At 60.8% G+C, this 11,916-nt stretch carries 12 protein-coding genes and 1 pseudogene; 10 read left to right on the top strand and 3 right to left on the bottom strand.

The window, feature by feature from the left end:
* The first annotated feature begins 10 nt into the window (after positions 1 to 10).
* Positions 11 to 943, top strand: coding sequence for a pyridoxamine 5'-phosphate oxidase family protein (locus tag BMH52_RS20690; RefSeq protein WP_073844901.1), 933 nt, complete (start codon positions 11 to 13; stop codon positions 941 to 943).
* A gap of 162 nt (positions 944 to 1,105) precedes the next feature.
* Here the strand turns inward: BMH52_RS20690 and BMH52_RS20685 are convergent, their stop codons facing one another.
* Positions 1,106 to 1,579: an Sbal_3080 family lipoprotein gene (locus BMH52_RS20685; RefSeq protein WP_032901991.1), complete on the bottom strand. Its 474-nt coding sequence runs from the start codon at positions 1,577 to 1,579 to the stop codon at positions 1,106 to 1,108.
* A 357-nt stretch (positions 1,580 to 1,936) separates the two neighbouring features.
* Between BMH52_RS20685 and BMH52_RS20680 the strand changes: the two genes are divergently transcribed.
* From BMH52_RS20680 to BMH52_RS20660, 5 genes are all read left to right on the top strand, one after another.
* The gene (locus tag BMH52_RS20680; RefSeq protein ID WP_003192423.1) at positions 1,937 to 2,332 is read left to right on the top strand and encodes a RidA family protein; all 396 of its coding nucleotides are present in this window, start codon (positions 1,937 to 1,939) and stop codon (positions 2,330 to 2,332) included.
* A 174-nt stretch (positions 2,333 to 2,506) separates the two neighbouring features.
* A complete protein-coding gene (locus BMH52_RS20675) occupies positions 2,507 to 3,169 on the top strand; it encodes a hypothetical protein (protein WP_073844899.1) in 663 nt (220 codons plus the stop codon).
* Positions 3,166 to 3,684 carry a hypothetical protein gene (locus BMH52_RS20670; RefSeq protein ID WP_073844897.1) on the top strand — a complete coding sequence of 173 codons (519 nt, stop codon included), beginning with the start codon at positions 3,166 to 3,168 and terminating at the stop codon, positions 3,682 to 3,684. Before BMH52_RS20675 ends, BMH52_RS20670 begins: the two co-directional genes overlap by 4 nt.
* Positions 3,681 to 4,187, top strand: a complete 507-nt coding sequence (locus tag BMH52_RS20665; RefSeq protein ID WP_003192419.1) for a hypothetical protein — start codon at positions 3,681 to 3,683, stop codon at positions 4,185 to 4,187. Before BMH52_RS20670 ends, BMH52_RS20665 begins: the two co-directional genes overlap by 4 nt.
* Positions 4,188 to 4,228: 41 nt before the next feature.
* The gene (locus tag BMH52_RS20660) at positions 4,229 to 4,828 is read left to right on the top strand and encodes a hypothetical protein (RefSeq protein ID WP_073844895.1); all 600 of its coding nucleotides are present in this window, start codon (positions 4,229 to 4,231) and stop codon (positions 4,826 to 4,828) included.
* 23 nt (positions 4,829 to 4,851) lie between these two features.
* Here BMH52_RS20660 and BMH52_RS20655 read toward each other — a convergent pair whose 3' ends face one another.
* A complete protein-coding gene (locus BMH52_RS20655) occupies positions 4,852 to 6,339 on the bottom strand; it encodes an aldehyde dehydrogenase family protein (RefSeq protein ID WP_073844892.1) in 1,488 nt (495 codons plus the stop codon).
* A 236-nt stretch (positions 6,340 to 6,575) separates the two neighbouring features.
* Here BMH52_RS20655 and BMH52_RS20650 point away from each other — a divergent pair, with 236 nt between their 5' ends.
* Both BMH52_RS20650 and BMH52_RS20645 read left to right on the top strand, forming a co-directional pair.
* Entirely contained in the window at positions 6,576 to 7,745 is a 1,170-nt protein-coding gene (locus BMH52_RS20650; RefSeq protein WP_032901980.1) for a p-hydroxyphenylacetate 3-hydroxylase oxygenase component, read from the top strand.
* A 56-nt stretch (positions 7,746 to 7,801) separates the two neighbouring features.
* Positions 7,802 to 8,275, top strand: a pseudogene (locus BMH52_RS20645) (flavin reductase family protein); the annotation flags it as partial.
* 32 nt (positions 8,276 to 8,307) lie between these two features.
* Here the strand turns inward: BMH52_RS20645 and BMH52_RS20640 are convergent.
* Positions 8,308 to 9,630, bottom strand: a complete 1,323-nt coding sequence (locus BMH52_RS20640) for a hypothetical protein (RefSeq protein ID WP_073844890.1) — start codon at positions 9,628 to 9,630, stop codon at positions 8,308 to 8,310.
* A 217-nt stretch (positions 9,631 to 9,847) separates the two neighbouring features.
* Here BMH52_RS20640 and BMH52_RS20635 point away from each other — a divergent pair, with 217 nt between their 5' ends.
* Positions 9,848 to 11,347: an APC family permease gene (locus tag BMH52_RS20635; protein WP_032901975.1), complete on the top strand. Its 1,500-nt coding sequence runs from the start codon at positions 9,848 to 9,850 to the stop codon at positions 11,345 to 11,347.
* A complete protein-coding gene (locus tag BMH52_RS20630) occupies positions 11,310 to 11,876 on the top strand; it encodes a DUF3156 family protein (protein WP_073844888.1) in 567 nt (188 codons plus the stop codon). The genes BMH52_RS20635 and BMH52_RS20630 overlap by 38 nt, the downstream gene beginning before the upstream one ends.
* The last annotated feature ends 40 nt before the right edge of the window (positions 11,877 to 11,916 follow it).

Below are 11,916 nucleotides of genomic sequence, written 5' to 3'. Positions count from 1 at the left end.
GGTGAGCGCCATGCACTCGATTGAACCAACCCCTTGGCATGTCGGCGAACGACACATGCAGGAAAGTGCCGGCGTCTCTGAACGCATGGCCATGATCGGGCCCAAGGTCATTCGTGATCATCTGCCTGAGCAGCACCGCGATTTTTATCCGCTGCTGCCGTACTTGATCGCGGGCGTGGTGGACGAACAAGGCATCCCCTGGGCGACGATGCTGGAGGGCGCACCAGGCTTCGCGCACTCACCAGATCCGCACACGCTGCAGATCGACAGCCTGCCTTCCAGAACTGATCCCGCCCGGGCTGGAATAACGGATGGCTCGGCCATTGGCCTGCTGGGCATCGACCTCAACACCCGCCGCCGCAATCGCATGAATGGCCGCATTGGAACGCTTGAGCAGGAGGGCTTCACGGTCGAGGTGGTACACACCTTCGGCAACTGCCCCAAGTACATCCAACTGCGCCCCGTCGCCGGCATTGCGCGCAAACCCGGCAACCTGGCCGAGCGCAGCAACCGCCTGGACGATGCAGCTCAAGCGCTGATCCGCCACGCCGACACTTTCTTCGTCGCCAGCTACGTCGAACTGCACGGCGAACGTTCGGTGGACGTCTCCCACCGAGGCGGCAATACGGGATTTGTGCGAGTGGAAGGTAACGTACTGACCATCCCGGATTTTGCCGGCAACCTGTTCTTCAACACCCTCGGCAACCTGCACGCCAACCCGGTGGCGGGGTTGTTGTTTGTTGATTTTGAGACGGGTGACGTGCTGCAAGTGGCCGGGCGTACTTCGTTGATCCTGAGCGGGCCGCAAGTAGCTGAGTTCGAAGGCGCGCAGCGCTTGTGGACGGTGACGGTGGAACATGTGGTCCGCCGCCCGGCAGCGTTGGCCTTGCGTTGGCAATTCGCTGAATTTTCACCGCACAGCCTGGCGATGGGCACCTGGTAGCCTGGCACGATAATGCCATGTAGGAGCGAGCTTGCTCGCGAAAAACGTCAACGATAACGCGTGCTTCCTGAGTAAGTGCGGCGCCTGTGGGTTTTTCGCGAGCAAGCTCGCTCCTACAGAAGGTGGTATGAAGTGTGGCGCAGGCAGGTGGATGAGCTCGCTCTAGGGAAGAAGGTCAGCCTGACGTCGAGTCATGCCGTAATCAGCATTGGGAAACAGCTGACTGGTCATCTCGATGATTTTGCTTTGCGCGTCGATGAACTTGCCCATTCGGGCGCCACCCGAAGTTGAGTCATACAACGCCTGTCCGACCCTTCGACCGTTCTCGAACACCTGAATATCGGCGAAGCTCATGTACAGCGCCATGTCCCAGCTCCATGTACCGATATAAGTGGTCGACAGCGCGCAACTGGCGGGCGGGGCGCCTGGCGGCAACTCGCGGGGTTGAAAGCCCTTACTGCGTAATTGAGCGGTGTAAGTCGTATTGAAGCCTTCACGCAAGCCTGCGGCGGGAATCATGCAGATTTCGGGCGAGTGAACAGTTGAGGAGGGAACGGGGGTGACGGTTTGCGTGATACTGCAGCCGGTGAGGGCGCCGCATACCAGTAAGCAAGCGAGGGTTGTTACCTGGTGCATAGCGACCTCCATGTCATAAGTAGTGGCTGGATGATAGCAGTGAAGTTCCAGCATGGATCACTATCTACTGAGACACAGCCGATCCAATGTGGGAGCTGTCGAGCTTTAGCGAGGCTGCGATGGCGGCGGCACTGTCAACATACTCATTGCCTGACCCACCGCTATCGCGGCCTCGCTAAAGCTCGACGGCTCCCACAGGGGAATGTCATTGCCTGGCGGGTTTGCGCGTTTTCATCAGGCCGCCGGGCACTCAAGGTTCAGCGCTTCACCCACGAACATGTTGCTGGATGTTGAACCATCATCCTTAGCGATTCCTTTGGGTTAGCCTTGTTTTCCTACTGACAACAAGGATTGGTCATGCAACGAAAGGTTATTAATCCCACGACGGTATTCAACTCCCTGCAGTACGGTTTCAGCCAGGCCATGGAAGTGCCAGAGGGCCGGCGAATCATGCTGTCGGGGCAGGTGGGGGTAGATGCTCAAGAGCACACGGTCGGCCCCGGCATCGCCGAACAGACCGCCGCAGCGTTGGACAATATCGAAAAGGTGCTGGCCGAGGTCGGTGGCGACCTGTCTCATGTGATCATGCTGCGGCTGTATATCGTCGAGTCTGCCCGTGAGCAGCAAGCGTCGATCGCCCATGCGCTACTTGAGCGCTTCCCGCACAACCCGCCACCGTCTTCGTGGATTATCGTCAGCGGGTTGTCGTTGCCGCAGTGGTTGATTGAGATTGAGGCGGAGGCGGTGATATGAGTGGCTTTCACCGAGCGCTGACAAATGCTGCTGATCATCTGTAGTCAAACCGCGATTCCCCCCGTACCATTCGCCCCCCGTCGCAGTGACGCGAGGCGCAGCGCCAGGAAGGCTCATCCCATATTTTTCCTGACGCCTGCCGTTTATTTTTTTTGCCTGCGTTCAGGGTTCGATATGTCTCGCTTCTCTCGGCCTTTGGCCTTGTTGTTGATTACGTCAGCCCTGGCAGGTTGCGGTACTCAGTCTGCGTCGCTGGTTAGCCAGCCATTGCAACCTGGCCCCCAGGACCCGGTCGCTTATGTAGTCGGATCAATCGGCCCGCAGAGCCTTAGCGCATCTCCTGCGCCTAATCAGCGTTTACTGTTTCGCAAGCGCGGTTCCGAGTTTGGCGCCGCAGCGATCTGGGTGGGCGTCGGTCGGCAAACACCTCAGGATGTGAAGGATGCGGCCGGTGCCGCCAGTGTATTCGTGTTGGCGCTCAAGCCTGCGGATTATGAGTTCTATGATTTTCAGTTTTTCTCCAGCAGTTATTCACCCACTCTGGGGACGACCTACACCTCGGTGCAGGCGCGAGAGAAATTCAACCTGCCACTGCGCCTGAAGGCCGGCAACGCCTATTACCTCGGTGAATTTCGCTCGTTATGCCTTGGCGCTTCGCTGTGTGCCTTCCGCTGGCGCGACCAGCAAGGACGCGATGAGCCGCTAGCGCGGCACTCTGTTGCGGGCCTGCCGGCTCTGGAGTTGTTGCCGCTGGATTATCGCAGCGCCGCCCCTTATATCATCGCGCCGCTGCCATCCGGGGCGGGCCAGAACATCCTTCACGAGACACGCCCATGAACCGTTTTATTACGTTCAGCGCCCTGGCGCTGCTGACCGGGTGTGCAACCACCCATACGCTTCCTGAGCGTGCATTGCCGGATGGCAAGGAATACCTCAAGCCGATCCACGTCATGATCGATGACCCGCTTAATGCAGCACAAATTCGTAACCAATTGCGTGAGACTGGGGTGTTTCGCAGTGTCGAAAGCGGCCGGGGCAACGCGGACGATTACTCGGTGTGGGTGCGCTACAACGTTCAGCGTGATATGCCGCCTTTCCCGGTGGTACTGCTGAGCGCGGCAACTCTGTTTCTGCTGCCCCTGTTCGTGAGCATTGACACCACCACCGAGTTCTCCCTGCAGCACAATGGGAAGCAGCTCAAGCAGTACAGCTACCGCAACGTCACCCACAAATATTCCTGGCTGCTGGATGGCCCTGGCGGGATGGAGCTACAGAGCGGTCACCGTGTTGCACGGGCTTTTGCCGAAGATGTACAGCGCGACGGGCTGCTGCCCGAAGAGCACGCACAATGATCAGGACTACGTTACTGGCCGCCGTGCTGTTGCTCGGTGGTTGCGGTACCGCCCTCAAACCGTTGGATTACAAGGCAGAGCGTGCCTACGTGCCGATGAGTGTCACGATGCCGTCGCCCGTGTCGAGGTTTGAACAGCAGACGCAACGCGAAGTTATCCAGTTGTTGCGTGACACAGGTGCCTTCAGTTTTATGGATGGCGGTTTCAGCAAGACGGGCTACAGCTTGTTGGTCGATCAACGCGGCGGTAAAGGGGCCGGTGCGCTCCCGGCGATACTTGGCGCGTTGACGCTGTTGACCGTGCCAGTGCCCTACACCTACGAGCGCCAGTTGCACGGCTCGCTGTTCAAGGACGGGCAACTGCTCAAAACCTATGCTTACAAGCGTGGTGGTTGGACAGCTACGACCTGGTACATCCCCATGACCGAGCCCCGCAGCGAAAGCGAGATGTTGAGCGAGTTGATGCGGGATCTGGAGCACGATCACTTGATTCCTTATCAGTGACAGCTGGTTATTTTAATTAGTGTTGATAGAGAGGTTCACGGATGAATTACGAATTGTTGTTTGGCTTGGATGTGCAACTGGGCTTTTTGGTGATGGCCTTTGTGTTGGTGATGGCGGTGATTGGCTTCATTCTCGACAAAGACACCACGCCGCAAGTTGTCGTAGCGACCGGCGTTGCGCTGATTTCGATTGCCGCGTGTGCCGTGGTCTCTATCGACGCATTCAATGGGCTGGCGCAGTCACTGCACGAAAAAGGCAAAATCAGCGGTGCTCTGTTTGACCAGGTGAAACACCGCTCCAACCTGTTCCTCTTTGTTTTCCCGTTTGTAACCGCCGCCATCGGCACGAACCTGATTTCCGACGTGTTGACCAAGAAATTGCATTATGAAAAATCCTTGGGCCCTGTGAATTTTTTGCAAGGGTGCTTGGAACTTATGAAAATCCTTTTCGGTTTGGTTATTTTTCCGTTTGTTGCAATTGGCTTGGCGCCCTTCGTGTTGGTCGATACGTGGAAGCGCCATGTCACCCGTTATATGGAAGGGGTTGGCGCAGTGAATCGTCATCTGCAACTCAAGATGCTGAAGGCCGACATCATTTCCAGGAACCTGTTTCGTGGCCCACCCGCCAAAGCTGCGCCCTGATTCCGGTCGTCGGCACTCAGCCCTTAATACCGAACCATCACCGACTTAAGCTCGGTGTAGTCCTCAATGAACGCACTGCCAAACTCCCGCCCTAATCCCGAAGACCGGCTGCCACCAAACGGCACTGCCGGGTCGAGCAAGGTGTGCATGTTCACCCACAGGGTGCCGGCCTTGACGGCCGGGATCATGCGCAGGGCCTTGCCCAGGTCATTGGTCCACAGGCTGGCGCTCAACCCGTAGGGCCCGTGGTTCATCATGGCCAGCAGTTCGTCTTCGCTGTCGTAGGGCAGGAAGGTGGCGATGGGGCCGAAGGTCTCCTCGTTGAGCAGGGTGTCGTGCAGGTGGTTGGCGAGGATCACGGTGGGTTCGACGTAGCAGCCGGGGCGGTCGATGAGGTGGCCGCCGTGGATGATCGTGTTGTTTTCGGCGCGGGCCTGGTTGAAGTAGCCGAGCAGTTTTTGTTGGTGTTGCTGGTGGGTCACCGGGCCGAATTCGGTGTGTTCATCCAGGGGCGAGCCGATGGTCAGGCGGCTGAGACGCGCCTTGAGTTTTTCCAGCACGGCGTCGATTTGCGAGCGGTGCACGAAGAAACGTTCGGCCGCTGCGCAGATTTGCCCCGAGTGCAGGAAACCCGCTTCGATAATGCCATCCACCGCTTTGTCTACATCCATGTCGCGCAGGAAGCCGGCGGCGTTCTTGCCACCCAGTTCCAGGGTCGCGCGGGTCAGCCCGGCGCCCATGGCACTGCGGCCTACTGCAATACCGGTGGGCACTGAGCCGGTGAAGGACACCTTGTGCGTGCCGGGGTGTTCCACCAGCCCCTTGCCGACTTGGCCGCCGCCGGTCAGCACATTGAGCACCCCCGCCGGCAACCCGGCGTCGATGGCCAGTTCGGCGATGCGCAGCAGGGTCAGCGGTGTGAATTCGCTGGGCTTGATGATGATGCTGCAACCGGTCACCAGCGCCGAGGCGAGCTTCCAGATGGCGATCATGGTGGAGAAATTCCACGGCACAATGCCCACCACCACGCCCACCGGTTCGCGCAAGGTGAAGGCGGTGTAGCGCTCGCCATTGAACGAAGGCAGCGACGGCGTGAGGGTCTGGCCGCTGAGCTTGGTGGCCCAGCCTGCGTAGTAGCGCAGGAAGTGCGCGGCCTGGTCGACCTCAAAGGCGCGGGAAATCTGGATGATTTTTCCCGACTGGCAGGTTTCGATCTGCGCCAGTTCTTCGCGATGGTGTTCCAGCAGGTCGGCCAGTTTCAGCAGCACGTTGCCACGGATGGCGGGAGCGGTCTGGGACCACAGCTGGAAACCACGGTTGGCGCAAGCGACCGCGGCGTCGATATCCGCCAGGTCTGCGTCGGCCACGTCGGCGATCACCTGGCCGGTGGCGGGGTTGGTCACGCTCAGGCGTGCATCGGCGTGGCTGCGCACACTGGCGCCGTCGATAAACAGCCCATGACGGCGACGCAAAAAGGCTTCGACGTGAGGCAGCAGCGGGATATCGCTCATGGCAGGTTCCTGGCAGTTCACAAAAGAAACCCCGAGGTTAACCAACGCGCAGGTACGCGGCTTGACTGTGCCTGCCAGGTTTTATGCCTGTGCCTGCCGTGCCTGTGAAAAGTACAACCTTGCCTGCCGAACGTGCATGTTGTGCCGGCGCAAGCCGTTCGATACTGGCCCTGCATCCCGCGCCGTTCCACGATTCGGAGCGCCTGCCGGACTTCCAATAATAAGCAGGGCCGTCCATGAAAAAGCCAAACCCGCTCCTCGAAGACCTCAAGCCTCTTCTGCCTGCCATTGCCGCGAACGCCAGCCGTGCCGAACAGCTGCGCCAGGTGCCGGATGAGAATATCGCGCTGCTCAAAAGCATCGGCCTGCACCGCGCCTTCCAGCCCAAGGCATTCGGTGGCCTGGAACTGTCGCTGCCCGAATTCGCCGACTGCATCGCCTTGCTCGCCGGCAGTTGCGCCAGCACCGCCTGGGCCATGAGTTTGTTGTGTACCCACAGCCATCAACTGGCGCTGTTCTCGGCGCAGTTGCAGGAGGAGATCTGGGGCGCCAACCCGGATGCCACGGCCAGCAGCAGTATTGCGCCGTTCGGCCGGGTGACCGAGGGCGAGGGTGGCGTGTACTTCAGTGGCGAGATGGGCTGGAGCAGCGGCTGTGACCATGGCGAGTGGGCGATTGTCGGCTGCCGTCGCCAGAATGCCGAAGGCACCCAGGATTACTGCTTTGCCGTCCTGCCGCGCAGTGACTATCAGATTCGCGATGACTGGTTCGCGGCCGGCATGAAAGGCAGCGGCACCAAGACCCTGATCATCGACAACGCCTGGGTGCCCGAGCACCGGATCCAGAAGGCCAAGGACATGATGGAAGGCAAGTCCGCAGGCTTTGGTCTGTACCCAGACAGTCAGATTTTCTACGCGCCGTATCGGCCGTATTTCGCCAGTGGCTTTTCCACCGTCAGCCTCGGCGTGGCCGAGCGCATGCTGGAGGTGTTCCGCGAAAAAACCAAAAACCGTGTGCGCGCCTACACCGGTGCTGCCGTTGGCGCAGCGACCCCGGCGCTGATGCGCTTGGCCGAGTCCACCCACCAGGTGGCCGCCGCTCGGGCGTTTTTGGAGAAAACCTGGCAAGACCACGCCGAACACAGCGCTGCCCACCGCTACCCCGCGCGAGAAACCCTGGCGTTCTGGCGCACCAACCAGGCCTACGCCACCAAGATGTGCATCGAAGCGGTAGACCGCCTGTTCGCCGCCGCCGGTGGCAATGCCTGGTTCGAACACAACGAAATGCAGCGCCTGTTCCGCGATGCCCACATGACCGGCGCGCATGCCTACACCGACTATGACGTGTGCGCGCAAATCCTTGGCCGTGAGCTGATGGGCCTGGAACCCGACCCGAGCATGGTGTAGCTGCGTTTTCCCTACAACAATCAGGGCGGCCCATAGAGGCCACCCGGGAGTCTTGCATGTCTGACGTATTCGACCCACGGGCCTTTCGTCGCGCCTTGGGCAATTTTGCCACCGGCGTGACCGTGGTCACCGCCGCCACCGCCTCCGGGCGCAAGGTGGGCGTGACGGCCAACAGTTTCAACTCGGTGTCCCTCGACCCGCCGCTGGTGCTGTGGAGCATCGACAAACGCTCCAATAGCCATGCCGTGTTCGAGGAGGCCAGCCACTTTGCCGTGAATGTGTTGGCGGCGGACCAGGTGCATCTATCCAACAATTTCGCGCGCCCCCGTGAAGACCGCTTCGCCCTGATCGAATACGAGCCGGGGGAGGGAGGCTCGCCGGTATTCGCCGATTGCTCGGCGCGTTTTCACTGTGAGAAATACCAGCAGGTGGACGGCGGCGACCATTGGATCATGATCGGCAAGGTGGTGGCCTTTGATGATTTTGGCCGTGCGCCGCTGCTCTATCATCAGGGCGCCTATGCCGAGGTCCGGGCGCTGCCTCCGTGCGCGCCCGAGGCGGTTTAGAACGGCACGGCGACCACCAGTTGGCTGTAGACATTGGTGCCGTTGCCGCCGATCTGATTGCCGCCGTTTTCGGCTGATTTATTCGGTTTGTACAGGCCGAGCAGCGGCGTGATGATCAGGTGCTCGTTGACGGCCCATTCGGCATACAGGTCCAGTTCGCGGCCATCCAGGTTCAATTGGCCGCGGGTGCTGACGGTGTTGTAGTCGAAGAACAGCGCCCCAAGCGTGACGTTCTCCAGTGGCTTGACCTTGAGCGCCACGTGCTGCACGGCGGTGTTGCTGTTGAAGGGGCCGGAATAGTTGCCCGCTACTTCGCCCTGCACCCAGGTGCCGTAGCCACGGTTGAAGCCTGAGAACATGCCGTCCCAGTTCTTCGAATAACGGGCGTAGCGGTAGGTCAGGTCCGGTGACCACGGCAGGTTGGTGAAGGTGTAACCGGCTTCGGCGTAGCCGGCATTTTCCTGGCCGTCACGACGGCTTTGGCGCGCCAGTTCGAAGGCGAAGTGCGCGTTGTCGATACCGGCATTGCCGGCGCCGCGCAGGCTGTAGAGGTTCATGCCTTTGCGCTGGCGCTGCAGGTCGGTGGCGAAGCGCTCATCCACATCGATGCCGTGAATATAGGTCAGCCCCAGGGTACCCGGCGCGGCACTGTATTCCAGGGTACCGGCGGCCATTTCGGTGAGGGCCTGGGCGCGGTTGTCGGATTTGATCCACATCAGGCTGCCATGTACGCCGTCCTTGCCACCCAGGCGAATCACCGCCGTCTTATCGAAGGCATGGCGCGCGGCGATGTAGTAGGCGCCGCCGCGATTGAACTCGCCGTCGCCCACACCGTTGCCCAGGTTGGGGCCATCGTCGTTAAGGATAAAACCGTCGCCCAACATGATGATCTGGCGGCCAAACGACAGGTCCACACCGTCCTTGCCCAACACCGGGAACAGCTCCCCGGACCGCCAGCCGGCGAAGGCTTCGTCAAACTTGGTGGTGCGCTCGGTGCCGTTGGTCAGCCCGGATGCGTCGCCATCGCCCCAGGTACCGGAACTCACCAGGTTGGCCGTGCCATACACACCGCCCAGGTTGCCCAGGCTCTGGTCAACGCTCAGGCCGTACTTGATGAACGCCTCACGCCAGGTGGAGCCGCCGCTGCGCCCATCGTAGTTCTTCGGGCTATTGAACATACCGTACACGGCGAGGAAGTTGCCGGTGACCTGAGTGTCGGCGTCTGCATACAACTCGATGGCCTGCGCCTGGCCCACCAGCAGTGCCACGCCCAGGCCGACCGTCTGGCGCAGGCGGCGGTTTTTCAGTGTGTGCTCCATTGTTATTGACCCCATCTTGGTTAAGAGTGAGGGCGCATTAGGGCGAGCGGTATGAGGCCAAGTCTTTTCCCTGCGTGCCAGGCAATTGACTCTGGCCGCCAGGCCACACGCCCTGGCAGGCAGCAACAAAACCGGCGGCAGACAGGGGCAAGACGATCAACGGGAGTGGGGCGCAGAGTGCCGACACATTAAAAAAAACCGCTTCGAGGACCCCTCCATGTCGATCAACGACCGACTCACCGCACACCTCAACCGGGGCACGGTAGGTTTTCCCACTGCGTTGGCCAGCACCATCGGCCTGATCATGGCCAGCCCGGTGATCCTCACCGCCACCATGGGTTTCGGCATCGGCGGCAGCGCCTTTGCCCTGGCGATGCTGCTCGCCGTGGTGATGATGCTGGCCCAGGCCACCACCTTCGCCGAGGCCGCGTCGATACTGCCTACCACCGGTTCTGTGTACGACTACATCAACTGTGGCATGGGTAGGTTCTTTGCGATCACCGGGACCTTGTCGGCCTACCTGATCGTGCATGTGTTCGCCGGCACCGCCGAAACTATCCTCGCCGGGGTCATGGCCCTGGTGAACTTCGAACACCTCAATACCCTGGCAGAGTCGGCCGGCGGCTCGTGGTTGCTGGGCGTCGGTTTCGTACTGGTGTTCGGCGTGCTGAATGCTTTTGGCGTCAGCGCATTTGGCCGCGCCGAGATCATCCTGACCTTCGGCATGTGGACCACCCTGATGGTGTTCGGCGTACTGGGCCTGATCGCCGCGCCGGCGGTGCAGTTGGAGGGCTGGTTCGGCGAGTCGTTGGTGGGCACCGACCTGGTTACCGTGCTGTCGCTGGTGGGCATGGCGATGTTCATGTTCGTGGGCTGCGAGTTCGTCACCCCGCTGGCGCCGGACCTGCGCCAATCGGCCAAGGTGATGCCACGGGCGATGATGCTCGGGCTGATGGGCGTGGCCACCTGCATGTTCATCTATGGCGCGGCGATGAAACGCCAGGTGGAGAACGTGGTGCTCGACGCAGCTTCGGGGGTGCACCTGTTGGACACACCCATGGCCATTCCCCGGTTCGCCGAACAGGTGATGGGGCAGATCGGCCCGTTGTGGCTGGGCATCGGTTTTCTGTTCGCTGGCGCTGCGACCATCAATACCCTGATGGCCGGCGTGCCGCGCATTCTCTACGGCATGGCAGTGGATGGCGCCCTGCCCAAGGTGTTCACCTACCTGCATCCGCGCTTCAAGACGCCGCTGTTGTGCATCCTGGTGGCCATGTTGATCCCGTGCCTGCACGCGCTGTACCTGGGCGGCAACACCGACAACATCATGCACCTGGTGCTGGCGGCGGTGTGTGCCTGGAGTTTCGCTTACCTGTTGGTGACGCTGTCGGTGGTGATCCTGCGCATTCGGCGTCCGGACTTGCCCCGCGCCTATCGCTCGCCGTGGTTCCCGCTGCCGCAGATCGTCTCCAGCATCGGCATTCTGTTGGGCATGTGGTTTATCACCCCGCCCGGCATGAACCCGGCGGACATCTACGTGCCGTTTGGCGTGATGCTCGGCGTGACGGCCACCTACGCGCTGTTCTGGACCCTGGTGGTGCAGAAGGTCAACCCCTTCAAGCCCGCCTGCGTAGAGGAGGTGTTGGCCAAGGAATTCAATCACGAACCGGGGCACGCCCATGCAAGTTATAGCGACCTTGCGGCAAAAACTGTTTGAGCTGTTTCGTGCTGACCGCGCACCCAGTGGGTATCGGCCGGGGGTGACCCTGGCCCACCTGCGGCGTGATCTGGGCCTGGCAACCCTTGAAGTGGACGGTGTGGCCTTCGAAATTGTCGAGCGCACCGAGTCGCAGTTGTTGATGCACCTGGTGCTGACCGAATATGTCCTGCGCGCTCCCGCGGCAGCGGGTGGCGCTGGCAGCTTCGAAGTGCACCATGGCGGCGCGATCCGTCGCAGCGGCATTCATGTGCGGCGCCGCTCTGGCAATCAGGCACTGGGCCGTGAGTTGCAGGCGCGTCTGCTGGCTGACAGCACGTTGTTCCAAGCGTTAATGCCGCTGGATTTCAAGCGCCTGCGCATCGAGCTGCACGACCGGCAATGGTGCGTTCGCCTGGAGCATATGGGCGGCAGCGAGGTGGTCAACCGCATGCCGGCGTTTCGGCGCTACATTGCGCTAAGCCGTGCACAACGCGAGCATTTGCTCGCCACATTGGTCGGCCTGCACAGGGTACTGTCGAATCTCTGATTGGCACCATTAGTGCTTCTGCAAAGGGCAAACAGGTTGT

It is taken from the genome of Pseudomonas sp. BTN1, from assembly GCF_001907715.1.
GTDB classification, from domain to species: Bacteria; Pseudomonadota; Gammaproteobacteria; order Pseudomonadales; family Pseudomonadaceae; genus Aquipseudomonas; species Aquipseudomonas paracarnis.
This window is presented reverse-complemented; position numbering and strand designations above follow the sequence as displayed.

Excerpts from the sequence above, each read along its gene's own strand:
- BMH52_RS20690 (WP_073844901.1), top strand. The coding sequence starts at position 11 with ATGCACTCGATTGAACCAACCCCTTGGCATGTCGGCGAACGACACATG.
- BMH52_RS20685 (WP_032901991.1), bottom strand. The coding sequence starts at position 1,579 with ATGCACCAGGTAACAACCCTCGCTTGCTTACTGGTATGCGGCGCCCTC.
- BMH52_RS20680 (WP_003192423.1), top strand. The coding sequence starts at position 1,937 with ATGCAACGAAAGGTTATTAATCCCACGACGGTATTCAACTCCCTGCAG.
- BMH52_RS20675 (WP_073844899.1), top strand. The coding sequence starts at position 2,507 with ATGTCTCGCTTCTCTCGGCCTTTGGCCTTGTTGTTGATTACGTCAGCC.
- BMH52_RS20670 (WP_073844897.1), top strand. The coding sequence starts at position 3,166 with ATGAACCGTTTTATTACGTTCAGCGCCCTGGCGCTGCTGACCGGGTGT.
- BMH52_RS20665 (WP_003192419.1), top strand. The coding sequence starts at position 3,681 with ATGATCAGGACTACGTTACTGGCCGCCGTGCTGTTGCTCGGTGGTTGC.
- BMH52_RS20660 (WP_073844895.1), top strand. The coding sequence starts at position 4,229 with ATGAATTACGAATTGTTGTTTGGCTTGGATGTGCAACTGGGCTTTTTG.
- BMH52_RS20655 (WP_073844892.1), bottom strand. The coding sequence starts at position 6,339 with ATGAGCGATATCCCGCTGCTGCCTCACGTCGAAGCCTTTTTGCGTCGC.
- BMH52_RS20650 (WP_032901980.1), top strand. The coding sequence starts at position 6,576 with ATGAAAAAGCCAAACCCGCTCCTCGAAGACCTCAAGCCTCTTCTGCCT.
- BMH52_RS20640 (WP_073844890.1), bottom strand. The coding sequence starts at position 9,630 with ATGGAGCACACACTGAAAAACCGCCGCCTGCGCCAGACGGTCGGCCTG.
- BMH52_RS20635 (WP_032901975.1), top strand. The coding sequence starts at position 9,848 with ATGTCGATCAACGACCGACTCACCGCACACCTCAACCGGGGCACGGTA.
- BMH52_RS20630 (WP_073844888.1), top strand. The coding sequence starts at position 11,310 with ATGCAAGTTATAGCGACCTTGCGGCAAAAACTGTTTGAGCTGTTTCGT.